Source organism: Mycolicibacterium bacteremicum, from assembly GCF_002086115.1.
GTDB classification, from domain to species: domain Bacteria; phylum Actinomycetota; class Actinomycetes; order Mycobacteriales; family Mycobacteriaceae; genus Mycobacterium; species Mycobacterium bacteremicum.
Window position 1 is genome coordinate 203,469 of the sequence record NZ_MVHJ01000006.1, and the last position, 15,848, is coordinate 219,316.

Annotated in this window: 14 protein-coding genes; 1 reads left to right on the forward strand and 13 read right to left on the reverse strand. The window is 69.7% G+C overall.

The genetic code is table 11. The features are described from left to right. Positions 1-95 precede the first annotated feature (95 nt). The 3 genes from BST17_RS09615 to BST17_RS09625 are packed head-to-tail and all read right to left on the reverse strand — an operon-like array spanning position 96 to position 3,004. A complete protein-coding gene (locus tag BST17_RS09615; RefSeq protein WP_083057416.1) occupies positions 96-1,256 on the reverse strand; it encodes an acyl-CoA dehydrogenase in 1,161 nt (386 codons plus the stop codon). Between the two features lie 52 nt (positions 1,257-1,308). Further along, on the reverse strand, positions 1,309-1,833 hold the full coding sequence (purE, locus tag BST17_RS09620) for a 5-(carboxyamino)imidazole ribonucleotide mutase (protein ID WP_083057418.1): 525 nt from the start codon (positions 1,831-1,833) through the stop codon (positions 1,309-1,311). Continuing rightward, on the reverse strand, positions 1,823-3,004 hold the full coding sequence (locus tag BST17_RS09625; protein WP_234807613.1) for a 5-(carboxyamino)imidazole ribonucleotide synthase: 1,182 nt from the start codon (positions 3,002-3,004) through the stop codon (positions 1,823-1,825). Before BST17_RS09625 ends, purE begins: the two co-directional genes overlap by 11 nt. A gap of 149 nt (positions 3,005-3,153) precedes the next feature. On the opposite strand from BST17_RS09625, the gene BST17_RS09630 reads away from it, so the two are divergent. Further along, positions 3,154-3,879 (forward strand): GtrA family protein, encoded by a 726-nt coding sequence (locus BST17_RS09630; protein ID WP_083057419.1) that lies wholly within the window; start codon positions 3,154-3,156, stop codon positions 3,877-3,879. Here the strand turns inward: BST17_RS09630 and BST17_RS09635 are convergent. From BST17_RS09635 to BST17_RS09680, 10 genes are all read right to left on the reverse strand, one after another. Continuing rightward, positions 3,834-4,352 (reverse strand): PH domain-containing protein, encoded by a 519-nt coding sequence (locus BST17_RS09635; RefSeq protein WP_083057420.1) that lies wholly within the window; start codon positions 4,350-4,352, stop codon positions 3,834-3,836. The two genes, BST17_RS09630 and BST17_RS09635, sit on opposite strands and share 46 nt — an antisense overlap. 11 nt (positions 4,353-4,363) lie before the next feature. Then, a complete protein-coding gene (locus BST17_RS09640; protein WP_083057421.1) occupies positions 4,364-5,164 on the reverse strand; it encodes a biotin--[acetyl-CoA-carboxylase] ligase in 801 nt (266 codons plus the stop codon). Then, the gene (locus BST17_RS09645) at positions 5,154-6,410 is read right to left on the reverse strand and encodes a lipase family protein (RefSeq protein ID WP_234807606.1); all 1,257 of its coding nucleotides are present in this window, start codon (positions 6,408-6,410) and stop codon (positions 5,154-5,156) included. Before BST17_RS09645 ends, BST17_RS09640 begins: the two co-directional genes overlap by 11 nt. Positions 6,411-6,451: 41 nt before the next feature. Beyond that, a complete protein-coding gene (locus tag BST17_RS09650) occupies positions 6,452-7,936 on the reverse strand; it encodes a sugar transferase (protein WP_234807607.1) in 1,485 nt (494 codons plus the stop codon). Between the two features lie 627 nt (positions 7,937-8,563). After that, the gene (locus tag BST17_RS09655) at positions 8,564-9,793 is read right to left on the reverse strand and encodes a lipase family protein (RefSeq protein WP_083057422.1); all 1,230 of its coding nucleotides are present in this window, start codon (positions 9,791-9,793) and stop codon (positions 8,564-8,566) included. Beyond that, a complete protein-coding gene (locus tag BST17_RS09660; RefSeq protein WP_083057423.1) occupies positions 9,793-11,091 on the reverse strand; it encodes an acyltransferase family protein in 1,299 nt (432 codons plus the stop codon). Before BST17_RS09660 ends, BST17_RS09655 begins: the two co-directional genes overlap by 1 nt. 52 nt (positions 11,092-11,143) lie before the next feature. Beyond that, positions 11,144-12,385: a lipase family protein gene (locus BST17_RS09665; RefSeq protein ID WP_234807608.1), complete on the reverse strand. Its 1,242-nt coding sequence runs from the start codon at positions 12,383-12,385 to the stop codon at positions 11,144-11,146. Between the two features lie 7 nt (positions 12,386-12,392). Beyond that, on the reverse strand, positions 12,393-13,100 hold the full coding sequence (locus BST17_RS09670; protein ID WP_083057424.1) for a YveK family protein: 708 nt from the start codon (positions 13,098-13,100) through the stop codon (positions 12,393-12,395). A gap of 23 nt (positions 13,101-13,123) precedes the next feature. After that, positions 13,124-14,365 (reverse strand): lipase family protein, encoded by a 1,242-nt coding sequence (locus BST17_RS09675; protein ID WP_083057425.1) that lies wholly within the window; start codon positions 14,363-14,365, stop codon positions 13,124-13,126. A 14-nt stretch (positions 14,366-14,379) separates the two neighbouring features. Beyond that, complete coding sequence (locus tag BST17_RS09680) at positions 14,380-15,837, reverse strand: tyrosine-protein kinase domain-containing protein (RefSeq protein ID WP_165762254.1); 1,458 nt, start codon at positions 15,835-15,837, stop codon at positions 14,380-14,382. Positions 15,838-15,848 lie beyond the last annotated feature (11 nt).

The following is a 15,848-nucleotide window of genomic DNA, read 5'->3' on the forward strand; positions in this document are numbered from 1 at the left end:
CGGCGAGCAGTCCCCCGCAAGCGGGAGGTGCCCCCAACAAAACTGCCCACTCTCTCGCGAGAGTGGGCAGTTTTGTGTCTGCTCGCGGTAGAACGCTACTTCAGCAGCTGACGGCTCATCACGACGCGCTGGATCTGGTTGGTGCCCTCGTAGATCTGGGTGATCTTGGCATCGCGCATGAACCGCTCGACCGGGAAGTCGACGGTGTAGCCGTAACCGCCGAACAGCTGCACGGCGTTGGTGGTGACCTCCATCGCGACATCGGAGGCGAAGCACTTCGACGCCGAGGCCAGGAACTGCAGGTTGGGCTCGCCCCGCTCGGCACGGGCGGCGGCGGTATAGACCATCAGCCGGGCGGCCTCGATCTTCATCGCCATGTCGGCCAGCATGAACTGGGTGTTCTGGAAGTCGGCGATCGACTTGCCGAACTGCTTGCGCTCCTTGGTGTAAGCGATCGAGGCGTCCAGCGCGCCCTGGGCGATGCCGACGGCCTGGGCCCCGATGGTCGGGCGGGTGTGGTCCAGGGTGGCCAGCGCGGTCTTGAAGCCGGTGCCCGGCTCGCCGATGATGCGGTCCCCCGGGATGCGGCAGTTCTCGAAGTACAGCTCGGTGGTGGGCGATCCCTTGATGCCCATCTTGTGCTCCTTGGGCCCGGCGCTGAACCCCTCGTCGTCCTTGTGCACGATGAACGCCGAGATGCCGTTGGCACCCTTGTCGGGGTCGGTCACGGCCATCACGGTGTACCAGGTGGACTTGCCGCCGTTGGAGATCCAGCACTTGGTGCCGTTGAGGATCCAGTCGTCACCGTCGGCGACGGCCTTGGTGCGCATCGCACCGGCATCGCTGCCGGCCTCGCGCTCACTCAGCGCATAGGAGGCGGTGGCCTCGCCCGCGGCGATCGAGGGCAGCACCTTGGCCTTGAGTTCCTCGGAGCCGCGCATCAGCAGGCCGGTGGTGCCCAGCTTGTTGCAGATCGGGATCAGCGAGGACGACGCGCACACCCGCGCGACCTCCTCGATGACGATGCACGCGGCGACCGCGTCGGCACCCTGGCCGCCGTACTCCTCCGGGATGAACACCGCCGAGAAGCCGGAGCCGTCCAGCGCGGCCAGCGCCTCGTCGGTGTAGCGCGCCTTGGCGTCGACATCCGCGGCATGCGGCGCGATCTCCTTCTCACACAGATCACGCAGCACGGTGCGCAGTTCGTTGTGCTCGTCGGACAGCTGGAACAGGTCAAAGGACGGGTTGGCAACCATCGGGATCTCCTCGCTACTCGCCAGTAACTTTAGCCGGTTAATCCCGATTCACTCAATCGCCGAGCAATCGACCACGCAGAGCGGCGTCTTTCTGCAGCACCATCTCCTCCAGGTCGGCCTGGAAGGCCTCGATCCGGGCCCGCAATGCCGGGTCGGCCGCGCCGAGGATCCGCACCGCCAGCAGGCCGGCGTTGCGGGCGCCGCCGATCGACACCGTCGCCACCGGCACCCCGGCGGGCATCTGCACGATCGACAGCAGCGAGTCCAGGCCGTCCAGGCGCGCCAGGGGCACCGGCACACCGATCACCGGCAGCGGGGTCGCCGAGGCGACCATGCCGGGCAGGTGGGCCGCCCCGCCGGCGCCGGCGATGATGATCTCGATGCCGCGCCCGGCGGCGTGCTGCGCGTAGTCCAGCATCCGGGCCGGGGTGCGGTGGGCCGAGACGACGCCGATCTCGAACGGGATGTCGAACTCGGCCAGCGCGGTCACCGCGGCCTCCATCACCGACCAGTCGCTGTCGCTGCCCATGATGACCCCGACGCGGGGCTGCAGTTTTTCCGTCACCTCAGTGTCCATCCCATCCGTCGGTCCACTCGGCGTGCGACAGCCAGTGCGCCGCCCGTTGCGCCCGTTCCCGCAGGGCCGCAACATATTCCGCATCGTCCGGGGAGCCGCCGGGGGCGCCCACGATGTTGACGTGCCCGATCTTGCGGCCCGGCCGTTCACCCTTGCCGTACAGGTGGATCTTGGCGTCGGGCATCCGGGCGCACAGGTGATGGACGCGCTCGTCCATCGACATCGGAGGTGCCTCCGCCGCACCCAGGACATTGCCCATCACCGTCACCGGCGCCAACGCCGAGGTGTCCCCCAGCGGATAGTCCAGCACCGCGCGCAGGTGCTGTTCGAACTGCCCGGTGCGGGCGCCGTCCATGCTCCAGTGCCCGGAGTTGTGCGGGCGCATGGCGAGCTCGTTCACCAGGATCTGGCCCGCCTCGGTCTCGAAGAGCTCGACGGCGAGCACGCCGACGACACCGAGTTCCTCGGCCAGCCGCAGGCCGAGCGCCTCCGCACCGGCGGCGAGTTCCAGCGGCAGCCCAGGCGCCGGGGCGATCACCTCGACGCAGATCCCGTTGCGCTGCACGGTCTGCACCACCGGCCACGCCGCACCCTGACCGAACGGGGACCGCGCCACCAGCGCCGAGAGCTCGCGGCGCCAGGCCACCCGCTCCTCCAGCATGACCTCGACGCCGTCGGCGAGGTAGCCGGCGACAGCCTCGCGGGCGTGCGCCAGGTCGCGTGCCAGCACGACGCCGCGGCCGTCGTAGCCGCCGCGGACCGTCTTGATGACCACGCCGGCGCCGGTCCGCGCGGCGAACGCGTCGACGTCATCGACGGTGCGCACCGCGGCGTAGGCCGGGATCGGCGCACCGAGGGCCTCCAGCTTGCGGCGCATCACCAGCTTGTCCTGCGCGTGGATCAGCGCCTGTGGCGGCGGGTGCACCGTGACGCCCTCGGCGACCAACTGCTCCAGATGCGCAGTGGGCACGTGTTCGTGATCGAAGGTCAGCGCGGCCACCCCGGCGGCGGCGCGGCGCAACGCCTCCAGATCGGTGTGCGCGCCCACCACCACATCGGGTGTCACCTGGGCCGCGGGATCGGCCGGGTCGGCGGCCAGCACCCGCAGTGACTGGCCGAGCGCGATGGCGGCCTGATGGGTCATCCTGGCGAGCTGGCCCCCGCCGATCATCACGACGGTGGGCGCGCGGGAAGCACTGGGCGTTCGGGGCACGGCACATATGGTGTCATGTCCGGCGGACCCGGTATGCGGACCGTCGGCACCGGCGGTGACCTGCACAGGTTCACGTTGGGCTGGCCGTTTACGTAGACTGCTTCCTCGTGTCCTTTGCTGATGCCACGATTGCGCGGCTCCCCCGCGGACTCCGGCCCTTCGCCGAGCGGCACCATGAGCTCATCAAGTTCGCACTGGTCGGTGCGACGACGTTCATCATCGACTCGGCGATCTTCTACACGCTGAAGCTGACCGTCTTGGAGCCCAAGCCGGTGACCGCGAAGATCATCGCCGGCATCGTCGCGGTGATCGCCTCCTACATCCTGAACCGGGAGTGGAGCTTCAAGGACCGCGGCGGCCGGGAGCGGCACCACGAGGCATTGTTGTTCTTCGGCGTCAGCGGTGTCGGCGTGCTGCTGGCGATGGCTCCGCTGTATTTCTCCAGCTATGTGCTCGGGCTACGGGTGCCCGAGGTGTCGCTGACGGTGGAGAACATCGCCGACTTCATCTCGGCCTACGTCATCGGCAACCTGCTGCAGATGGCGTTCCGGTTCTGGGCGTTCCGGCGCTGGGTCTTCCCCGACGAGTTCGCCCGCAATCCCGAGAAGGCACTGGAGTCCACGCTGACCGCGGGTGGTATCGCCGAGGCGTTCGAGGACCACGCCGAGACCGGGCGCAACGGCCACGCCGCCGACGGCGGCCATCTCGGTAAAAGCGTCGGGCTGGCCCAGAACGGCGTCCACAACGGGTCGGTCACCCCGCTGCACCGCACCGTGCCCGGGCCCGATCAGCTCGGCGATTCCTCCGCGTCGAGGGTGTCGAAGACTTCGTGATAGAGCAGGGAATGCACCTGCTCTACGCGCGGAATGTCGTAGAACTCCAGCGGATCCTGTGACGCCGATTCGATGATCAACGTGCCGGTGCGCAGCATCCGGTCGAGCAGGCCGTGCTTGAACTCCACGCTGTTGATGCGCGCGAGCGGGATGTCGATGCCGCTGCGGGTCAGCAGTCCGTGGCGGAACATGACGCGACGGTCGGTGATCACGAAGTGTGTCGTCCACCACGTCAGAAACGGCCAGACCGAGAGCCAGCCGACCAGGATCAGCCAGACGGCGGCCAGGACGCCGAAGAGGATGCGCTTGGCGTTGTCGTCCCAGTCGGTCTGATTGACCCAGCCGGCGCCGAACGCGGCCGCCGTGCTGGCCAGCAGCAGCACCAGAATGGCTCCCAGCAGCCGCTTCCAGTGCGGGTGCCGATGCAGCACGACACGTTCGTCCCTGGCCAGGACGTTTTCCGGATAGCCCACGAAAGTGGACTCTACTCAAACACCTCGCCGGACAGCGGGCGTAAATGCACAATATCGGCGGCCGCCACCACTTCGGTTCCGGTGCCGGTGTCGATGCAGAGCCGGCCCTGCTCGTCGATTCCCGCCGCGGTGCCCGCGATCTCCCGGCCGCCGGGCAGCAGCGCGCGCACCGACCGGCCCAGGGTGGCCGAGCGGGCCCGGTAGTCGGCCAGCAACCCGGCGCCATCGCCGGCCTGCCAGGCCTGCACCCGCGTGCCCAACTGCTGCAACAAGGTGCGTGCCACCTCGGTGCGGTCGGTGCCCGCACCGAGGATCTGCATGGACGTGGCCTGCGCCTGGCCCAGTTCATCGGGGGTGACGGCGACGTTCAGGCCGATGCCGAGCACCACGATCGGTGCCGGCGAGGCCACCTCGGCGAGGATGCCGGCGATCTTGGCGCCGTCGACCTGCACATCGTTGGGCCACTTCAGCCCGGCGGTGACACCGTGGGCGGCCAGCGTGTCGACGACGGCGACCCCGGCCAGCAGCGGCAACAGCCCCCACCGGTCCTCGGCCACACCGGCTGCGGAGATGCCGACCGACACCACGACCAGCCCGCGTGGCACCGCCTGCCAGCTGCGCCCGCCGCGGCCGCGGCCGGCCGCCTGGTGCTCGGCCAGCAGCACGGCACCGGCGATCTGCTCGTCGGCCGACCGGGCGATCAGGTCGGCATTGGTGGACCCGGTCTGTTCGACGACGTCGAGCCGGTGCCACGGCGCGGCCAGCCCGGCACGCAGCGACCCGGCGTCCAGCGGCGCCCGGTCAGCAGTCATTGCGCACCGGCTGGTCGGCGAATCGCGTTGCCATCCAGTTCAACTGGCTCACCAGGTCGACCTCCGCATGTCCCTTGTCCGGTTCGAACTGCACCGTCACGGTGCCGCCGAGTGCGCACGCCCGGTCGATCGCCGCGGCGGTCCATTCCGCGTCGACCAGGGTATCGGCACCGCCGTACCAGACCGACATCGGCGCGGACAGCGCCCGCTGCGGCAGGGCCCAGGCCCGTAGCAGCGCGCGCATCCGGTCGGCGGCGACCGCGTTGCGCGGTGCGACGTCCTCGGGGCGCAGGTGCTCGGCGGCCGCGCCGCGCTGGTAGATCTGCGGCGCCTGGCAGGCGGTCAGGATGGACCAGTGTTCGGCGGCGGCCCCGGCGCGGAAGTCGTCGCGGTTCAGATCGGGATGGACCCGGGCCAGCGACTCGACGATCACCGGCATGGCCAGCAGCTGGTCGGTGGTCAGCCGGCCGGTCAGGGCCTTGTCGACGAAACCGGTGACATCGGCCGCGGGCGAGGCCGCGACGGCGCCGAGCAGCTGCAGTTCGGGGGCGTAGACCGAGGCCTGCTCGTCGGCGGCCCAGGTGGCCGCGCCGCCCTGGGAGTGGCCGAACGCCATCCAGGTGCCCGAGACGTCGGCGAAGGTGTGCCGCAGCGCCCGCACGCTGTCGATCATGTTCAGTCCGGCGGTCTTGGCGTCCAGGTAGGGGTGCACCCCCTTGGTGCCCAGGCCCTGATAGTCGGGCACGGCGACGGCGTAGCCGCGGTCGATGAACGGGGTGACGAAGGCCAGCGCGCCCAGCATGGTGTCCGACAGCGACGGGGCGCACGGCCCGTCGATGCCGACGGTCCCGTGCCCGATGGCCACCACCCGCCAGCCGCCCGGCGGCGGGTCACCCAGCGGGGTGAACACCGAGCCCGAGACGACGGTGGGCCTGCCGGTGTCCCCCTCGGTGGACCGGTAGAGCACCCGGGCGGCGTGCATGTTGCGCGCCTCGATGCGCCGGGTCACCCCGGGCATGGTGGTCGCCGACACCAGCGAGCCCGGACCGGTGGCGGTCAGGTCGGCGCCGTCGATGGGCACCGGCGGGCCGCCCGCGGACGGGAAGGTGTTCAGGACGGCCAGTCCGATGGGCACGGCGAACGGGGCCAGTGCGGCGTAGAGGGCCACCTGCGCGACGAGTGCGACAGTGACCGCCAGGATGCCGAAGAGCCGGCGCGGTCGGCGGGCTCTGACCTCGGACGGCACGAAAGCCACGCTACCGGAGCGCAGCCGCGCTGCCGGGCCGGCTAGTAGGCGCCGGTACCACCGAGCACGGTGCGCACCGTCTTGAAGGCAATCAGCAGATCACTGCTGATGGACCAGTTCTCGACATAGGACAGGTCCAGGCGCACCGAGTCGTCCCAGGACAGGTCCGCGCGACCGCTGACCTGCCACAGCCCGGTGATACCGGGCAGCACGAGCAGCCGGCGGCGCACCTGGTCGGTGTAGGCGTCGGCCTCGCACGGCAGCGGCGGGCGCGGGCCCACGACGCTCATCTCCTTCTTCAGGACGTTGATGAACTGGGGCAGCTCGTCGATGCTGTAGCGGCGCAGGATGCGGCCGACGGTGGTGACGCGCGGGTCGCGGCGGATCTTGAACAGCACCCCGCCGTCCATCTCGTTCATATCGGCCAGACCGGCGACCATCTGGTCGGCGTTCTCGACCATGGTGCGCAGCTTGATCATCTGGAACGGCTTGCCGTCCAGACCGATCCGCTCGGACAGATAGAAGATCGGGCCGCGACTGGTCAGCTTGATGGCGATGGCGCTCACCAGCAGCAGCGGGAACGCGGCGAGCAGCACGCTGAGCGAGACGAAGATGTCGAAGGCCCGCTTCTGCAGCTTCTTGGTGCCGCTGTACTGCGGCTTTTCCACGTGGATGAGCGGCAGACCGGCGACCGGGCGCATGGTCAGGCGCGGTCCAGCGACGTCGACCATGCCCGGGGAGACCACCAGGTCGACGCCGAGGCGGTCCAGGTCCCAGGACAGTTCCCGCACACCGTCGGGGCCGAGATGTTCGGTGGTGGTCAGCGCGACGGTATCGGCGTTGACCTTGGTGATGGCCTCTTCGACCTGGTGTTCGTCGCCCAGGATGGGCAGCGGGCCGACGCCGGGCACATCGAGGGTGCCGCCGCCGGCCCGGCCGGTCAGGCAGACGCCGACGACGGAGTAGCCGTAACCCCAGGACCGCTCCAGGGACTGCACGAGGCTGCGGACCGCGGCGGCATTGCCGACCGCGACCACGGAGGTGACGCAGCGGCCGCGCTTGCGGTACCAGGCCAGCACGCGCCGGCAGGCGCTGCGGCCGATGAACAGGAAGACCAGTCCCAGCGGGAAGGCCAGCGCCAGATAGCCGCGGGCGTACTCCGGCCGGAAGATCATCAACGTGACCGCAACCACACTGATGGTGGACAGGGTCGCCGACAGCACCCGGCGGTATTCCTCCATGCCCGCGCCGACGATCCGCGGCGAGCGGGTCCGGTACGCGGTCAGCAAACCCAGCCAGATGAGTCCGAAGATGACCGACAGCAACCCGAAGTACTTGGTGAGCGGATCGAAATCGGTGACGGGACGACCCAACCGGACCATCTGGGCACACGCCATCGCCGCGCCGACGACCACGACGTCGGTGATGAGCAGGGCGTGACCGTAACGCCGCTGCCACAGCAACCCATCGTGATCACGAGCGGGCGCCGAGCCCGTCAGGGCAATCGGCGCTTCCGTCTCTCTCACCAACGTCACTTGCGTGTCCACCTTCGTTTGCTGCACCGGTCACTGCATGCTGGATAAGACTATCGCTTTGTTTCCTGATACTTGCAACATTTTGGGTCAAATATCCACCCATTGGCTGACGCGCGCGCAAATTCGCTCACCGATTCGGTCATGATTTGCCACCCCCCAGAGCCCATGTGCATCGGCCAAAACTGACGCCCCCGACAGTTTGACCTGGTAGTTAGCGTAATCCAGCCGTGTTAATCAGACGTACGTATGTCTTTTCGTCCACGTAGCCACAGCGTTACATCGACCCCCGATCCGGGGGTACCTGCGGAAGTGGGCTGACTCACCATTGCTGAAAATGCGATCGCACGCGCGAATCGGATGAATGGTGCTTAGCCGCGAAGCGAAACGCCGCCGGCAACGTGACCGGTTCGGGCCCGGTGTACCCCCAATTCCCTGATCGGCGGCACCCTCGGCGGCCGGGACGGGTACGGCGGTACCGAAAGGGCCCCCGTACCCCGGCGTACCGGGGCCGCGCGGCCTACCTGTACGTCGTTGCGAATTACCCGCCGGCGGGCGCGCGGAAACGTGCGCCGGCCGACCACCGGAACGCCGCGGCAACGGTGTCCGGGCGCCGGCGGGCTAGGCGCACTCGGTGGTCGCGGGCAGCCCGCCGAGACGCTCGGTCAGCCACCCCAGCTGATCGGCGACCTCCAGGTCGCCGTGGCCCTTGTCGGGTTGGAAGTCCCACACCACGTTGCCACCGAGGGCGCAGGCCCGCTCGATCGCGGCGCGGGTCCAGTCCGGGTCGATGTACTCGTCCTCGCCGCCGTAGACCACCGACAGCGGAGCCGCCAGCGGCTGCTGCGGCAGCGCCCAGGCCTGCAGGTACCCCCGCAGCCGATCGGCGGCCTCGGGCGTCTTCGGGGTCAGGTCACCGGGCTGCAGCTGCTCGATGAGGTCCTCCCGGTCGTGCACCGCCGCTCCCGAACACGCGATCAGGGTGTCCCACCGCTCGGCGGCCACGCCGTGGCGGTAGTCGTCGCGGTTGACATCCGGGTGCATCCGGGCCAGCGATTCGATCACCAGGATCAGCGCGGCGGCCTGTTCGTTCGTCAGGGTGGCGTTGACGGCCTTGTCGACCAGTCCGGCGACATCGGCCACCGGCGCGAGCGCCAGTACGCCGCTGGGCAGCAGTTCGGGCGCGTAGGTGCCGGCCTGCTCGCCGACGGCCCAGACTGCGCCACCGCCCTGCGATCCGCCGAGCGCCGCCCAGCGTTCCGACACGTCGGGGAAGGTCTTGCGCAGCGCGCGCACCGAATCGATCATGTTGCGCCCCGCGGTGCGCGAGTCCAGGTAGGGATGGACGCCCGGTGCGCCCAGGCCCTGGAAGTCGGCGAAGGCGACCGCGAAGCCGAGGTCGGTCAGCTTGACCACCCAGTCGGTCATGCCGAGCAGCGTCGCCGACAGCGACGGCGCGCACATCTCGTCGATGCCGACGGTGCCGTGCCCGAAGGCGACCACCGGCCAGCCCCCGGCGGGCGCGCTGCCCTGCGGGACGTAGACCGAACCCGACACCTCCGTCGGCGCACCGGTGTCACCGTCGGTGGACCGGTACACCACGCGGGCGGCGTCGATGCGCGAACCCTGCGGGCTGCGGCTGAACTCCGGCATGGTCATCGCACTGACCAACGAGCCGGGTCCGGCGCCGGACAAGTCCGCTCCGGGGATCGGTTCGGCCGTCGCGACCGGCGGCGGCGGGTCGGACAGCCCGGCCTGTTGGCGCGCCCGCGGCGAAACAGCCAGCGTCACAACGGCAATCAGGATCAACACGGCCAGCACACCGCCGGCCACCAGCAGGATCCGGCGCATCAGCGCTTCCGGAACCGCTTGACGAGGTCCAGGCCCGGACGTTCGACGGCGTAATAGGTGATCGTCGACAGGACGATGGTCACGACTGCCACCACAGCAACGTTACGCAGCATTCCGCCCCAGGAGTCACCGGCGGCCAGATCGTAGCGGCCCAGCAGCAGCAACACCGGGTAGTGCCACAGGTACACCGACAGCGAGATCAGGCCGACGAAGTAGAACGGCTTGGCGTCCAGGAAGCGCGCGATCCGCGAGTCCCGGCCGCGCGCCAGCGGGAACACGACGATCGCGATGAACACCGCGGACACGAAACCGATTCCGGCCGTGGCGAATACGGTGCCCGCCACCGCCAGCACGAGGGCGCCGACGAAGGACACCAGCAACAGCGGGTAGCAGGCCATGTTGATCCGGCGGGCCGCCGGCGCCGAGATGACGCCCTGCTCGATCGCGACGAACAGGATCGCCGCGAACATGCCGTAGGCGAACAGGTCGGCGTTGGTCAGGAAGCTGCGCATGAACACCGCGGCCCAGGTCGGTCCCCAGTTCTGCATCATCACGGTGTCCGCGCCGGTGGCCGAGAACACCAGCGGTGCGAACAATCGGCCCACCACGCCGACGGTCAGCAGGATCACCGGGGCCAGGCATGCCAGCACCAGCGGTTTGACGTCGGTGCGCCGGCGCAGCCCGAAGAGCATCAGACCCAGCAGCGGCAGCGAGGCGTAGAACGCGATCTCCAGGGTCAGCGACCAGGACGGGCTGATTCCGGTCTGCACGTAGTCGGGGATGTAGGTCTGGGTGAGCGTCAGATTGGCCAGCAGCTCCCACGGATCGGTGATCATCCCGGTGCCGGCGTCGGTGCCGTGCGGCTGGATCGCGGAGTTCTCCACGTAGGCCACCTGCAGCACGTAGTTGCACAGCAGGAAGATCACCAGATACCCGGGGAACACCCGGAAGATCCGGTGCAGCACATACTGCTTGGTGTCGGGCATCGAGGCCGTCGACCGGTCCTTGGTCAGCCGGCGGATGTAGGGCAGGAACAACAGGAAGCCGCTGAGCACGAAGAACAGGATCAGCGCCAGGCCCAGCACACCCAGGAACGCCTTGTCGTGGGTGACCGGCGAATAGCTCAGCGCGACATGGCCGACCACGACGGCCAGGCAGCCCAGCCCACGGATGCCGTCGAGCCCGATGATCCTGGCGCGATTCGGCGCGCTGGCCATCACCTGTGATTCGACCGCCGAATCGGGGGCGGCCGCCGCCGGCGGTGGGACGTCCCCGCGGGCCGCGTTCGTGTCTGTCATGGGGGTTCTCCGGTCGGGCGACGGTCTCGGTGCGGGTCCGGCGGTGGACCCGCTAGGCGGTCCGGAGGATCGACGGCCCGCCCTCCACCGTGCAGGTGTTGTCGGCGGGAGCGTCGGCGAACCGCTTGATGATCCAGTCCAGCGCGACGATCGGGTCGAAGTCGCCGTGTCCGCGACCGCCAGCGATGAACGATGCCACGATGTCGCCCAGATCGCAGGCTCTTTGCACCGCGTCGGTGGTCCAGGCCACCGGCACCACGTCGTCGGCGTCGCCGTGCACGACGAACATCGGGGCGGCCGCCGGGGCCTTGGGCAGACCGCTCATCTGCTGCAGGTATCCACGCAGCCGATCGACCGCCTCGGGGGTGGCCGGCCGCAGATCCTCGGGCGGGATCTTCTCGGCCACCTCGAGACGCTCCTCGGCGGCGTCGATCGAACACCCGGCCAGCAGGTTCCAGTTCTGGGCGACCAACCCGCGCCGGTAGTCGTCGAGGTTCATCTCGGGATGCGCGTTCTGCAACGAGGACAGGATGAGCACCATCGCGATGCGCTGCTGCGGGGACAGCGTGCCCGCGGCGGCCATGTCGGCCAGGCCGGTGATGTCGGCGGCCGGGGACACGCTCACCGATCCGAGCAGCCGGGTGTTGCGGGCGCCGTAGGTGTTGAACACCTCGTTGGCCGCCCAGGACGCCTGCCCACCCTGGGACACCCCGAAGGCGACCCAGCGCTCGGAGATGTCGGGGACCAGGCGTTGTGCCGCGCTGGCCGCGTCGACCATGTTGTAGCCGGCCGTCGTCGCATCCAGGTACGGGTGGTAGCTGTTGGTGTTGCCCAGCCCCTGATAGTCCGGCACCACCATCACGTAGCCGAGGGTCACCAGCGCCCGGATGGCGTCGGCCGAGCCGAGCAGGGTCGGCGACAGCGAGGGCCCGCACTCCGACAGCACGCCCGTGGTGCCGTGCCCGAACACGATGACCGGCCAGCCACCCTCGGGCGCCGTGCCGTCCGGCACGAAAACGCTGCCGGTCACCACCTGCGGGCTGCCGTCCACCCCGGAGGTGGAGTTGTAGCTGATGTGCGCGGCGATCGAGGTGATGCGCAGCAGCCGGCGGTCGACGGTCGGCAGCCGGGTCGCGCTGACCAGCGAGCCGGGGCCGGTCGCGGAGAAATCGGCGGGCAGCTGGATCTCGGTGACCGCGGGCGCCGGGGGTTCGGTGTCGGGCCCGGCACAGCCGGCGGCCACCAGCGCGACCGCCAGCAACGAGCTCGCCAGCATCTTCTTGGGCAGTATCACAGAGCTCCTAGGACTTACCGGTGGACATCGCGACGTTGACGACGTCGACCAGCTGGCCGCGGGTCAGCACGTTGTCCCTGGCGATACCGACGGCCAGCACCAACACCGCGCTGAGCGCGAAACCCAGCCCGGCGGCCACGATCAGCGTGTTCTTCACGTCGGGTTGCACCTCGTGGGCGGTGGTGGCCGGATCGACCGGCATCAACTCGGCGACCGGCCCGGTGTACTGGATGGCATCGGTGGGCTCGGCCTGGATCCACTCCAGCTCCCCCGACAGCTTCATCAGGTTGCCCGCCAGCGCGTTGACGGCGGTCACGGTCTGGTCGGCGTCGGAGCCGGCGACGGTCACCCGCAGCAGCACCGAGCTGGGCCGGCCGAACCTGTTGATGCCGTAGGGCTCCCAGGTCGCGGTGGTGTTGGCGGCCAGCTGCTCGGCCGTCATCGGCAGGCCGGTCTCGTCGATGGCGCGCTGGCTGACCACCCGCGACTGCGCCAGCGAGGAGTATGTCGCCATCCGGCTGTTGGCGCCGAGACCACCGGCATAGGCCGAGTACGTCCCGGGGTCACCGGCGACATGGGCGAACAGCAGCGCCGACGCGGTGTAGCTGCGTTCGAAGGTGGCCTTCTGCAACAGGTAGGCCGCACCCGGGGCCAGCACGGTGGCAACCAGGATGATCAGCCAGCCCTTGGCCAGGATCGTCGGATAGTCCCGCACCCGCGGAACATCAACCGGGGCCCTCAATTTCGCCCCAGGCAATCGTTGGGCGGCGGGTCGGCACCGTCGAGGCGGTCCATCAGCCAGGGCAGCGTGAAGCCACTGTCCAGATCGGCGTGCCCCTTGCCGACACCCTTCTCGATCTGGATGTAACTGCCCATCGCGCAGGCCCGGTCCAGCGCCTGCTCGAACCAGGCCTGGTTGACCAGCATGTCCTGGGTGCCGTAGCCGACCACCATCGGCGTCAGGTTGGGCGCCTGGGGCACCGCGATCTCGGCGAGGCGGTCCCGCAGCCACACCACGTCCTCATATGTCGCGGGCTTGAGGTCCTCGTTGGTCATCAGCGCGCGCACCCGGGCGATGTCGTCGAAGTTGGGTGGGATGCAGTCCAGCAGCGCGTCCCAGTTCTGGGCGGTGACACCGCGGCGGTAGTTGTCCAGGTTCATCTCGGGGTTGAACCATTTGAGCGACTGCAGCGCGAACACCAGGGTGACCCGCTGATCGGGGGTCAGCGTCTCGTTCCACGCGGCGTCGGCCAGGCCGGCCATGTCGGCGGCCGGAGCCATCGACACGGTGCCCAGCAGGTCCAGGCCCTGCCCGTAGGTGGGGGCCTGCTCGGCGGCCGCCCACACCGCCAGTCCACCCGCGGAGTGCCCGTAGGCCAGCCACTTGCCGGTGGTCTCGGCACCGACCCGCTGCGCCGCGCGCACCGAGTCGATCACGTTGTAGCCGTAGGTCTTTGCGTTCAGGAACGGGTGCTGATAGCCCTCCACCCCGGCGCCCTGGAAGTCCGAGACGGTGACCAGGAATCCGGCCCGCACGAACACCGACATGGTCCAGGCGTTCAGCGGCAGGCTGCCGTACAGGCTGCTGGCGCACTTGTTCAGCACACCCTTGGTGCCCTGCCCGAAGGCCAGGATCGGCCAGCCCCCCTTGGGCGGATCGCCGGGCGGGATCGCCACGGCGCCGGAGACCTCGGTCGGTTGGCCGTCGACACCGGAAGTGGACCGGTACACCACCCGCATATAGGTGGCGTCGTCCTGGTTGAGCAGTTCGCTGCCCGACATCGGCTCCACCGAGATCAGCGATCCGGGCCCGTCGTCGGTCATGTCCGGCGGTGGGAGCCGCGGCTTGCCGTCGAACGGCGGGGTGAAGGTCTTGATGGCCGGCGGTGCCGAGGCCTCCGGCGGGGGCGCCGGCTCGGCGGGCGCGCAGGCGGTCACCAGCACGACCGCCGCACACAGCGCCGCCGCGGCGCGGAACACCCTCGGCGACACTCCTACCTCTTGGCCGATGACGAGGTGGGCGAGTCGGCCTTGGCGGCGTCATCGTCGGACGGGGCGGCCGCGGCGCGCGAGGTGCCGGCCGCGGACGCGCTGTGCTTGCGATCGGCCGAGAGCTCACGACGGTGTCCCGGCTCGAAGGTCGCGACCACGCCGAGCACGGTGGCGTGCGCGGTCTGCAGCACGGTGATGCCCTTGCGCAGTGCCGAGGCCTTGGTGTGCCCGATGCGGCCGAGCACCAGGGCGCCGTCGCCCAGCGCGGCGGGCACCGTGCCGTCGGCGTACTTGGTCAGCGGCGGGGTGTCGATGATCACGTACTCGAAGTGCCCGCGCAGCAGCTCGAGCACCCGCGAGGTGCGCTGGTCGCCCCACAGGTCGCGGCGCACCGAGGGCACCGGGCCGGCGGGCAGCAGCGCCACCCGCGATCCGGGCACCTCGATCAGCGACTCGGACAGGTCGTGCTGACCGGCCAGCAGGGTGCTGAATCCCTTGGTGCCCGCCTGCTTGAGGGCGGCGCCGTCGAGGCCGAGCAGTTGCGGCAGTTCGGGTTTGACCAGATCGCCGTCGACGAGGACCACCGAGTGGCCGGCCTCGGCGAACGCCGCGGCCAGATCGGCCGCGGTGGTGGACCGGCCGTCCTGCGGGGACGGGCTGGTCACCGCGATCACCCGGGGGTGCTGGCCGTGCGCGTTGCGGGCGAACTGCACATTGGTGCGCAGCTCGCGCAGGCGCTCGACGGGCAGACCACCGGCCTCGATGTCGACGATGCCGGTGCGGTTCTCACCGTCGGCGACCAGGGTGCCCAGCAATGGCACGCCGGTGACGTCCTCGATGCGCTCGCGGCGGCGGATCTTGGTGTCCGACAGGCCCAGCGCGATGGCCAGCAGCACACCGAGCACCAGCCCGCCGACGGCGCCGGCGGCCAGCCGGATCGGCAGGCCCATGGACTCGACCCGGGTGCCGTAGCTGGCGTCGTCGACCAGCACGGCCGCCGCGGCGGCCTCGCCACCGCGGCGCGAGGTCTCCAGCTCGGCGGTGACGTTGACCAGCTGATCGGCCACGGCGTTGGCGTAGCGCTGCGCGGCGGCCGGATCCGGATCGGTGGCGGTGATGTCGAGCAGCACGGTCTGCGGCATCGGGACGGCCGTGATCTTGGAGCGCAGCTCCGCCACCGAGATGGGCGCCTTCAGCTGCGCGATGGCGCGGGCGGCGACCTGATCGCTGGTGGCCAGACCGGCATAGGAGAACACCCGCTCCTGGGAGAACAGGTTGTTCTGGTAGGCGTCACCGACCGAGGTACCGCTCTGGGTGGTGACGAACAGCCGGGTCGTCGAGGAGTACTGCGTGGTCGACAGGAAGGTGCTGGCATAGCCCACAGCAACGCCGATCAGCGTTGCCAGGAGAACCACCCACCAGAACCGGCGAAAAATTCGCAGGTAATCACCGACGGCCAAGGGAGCACTCC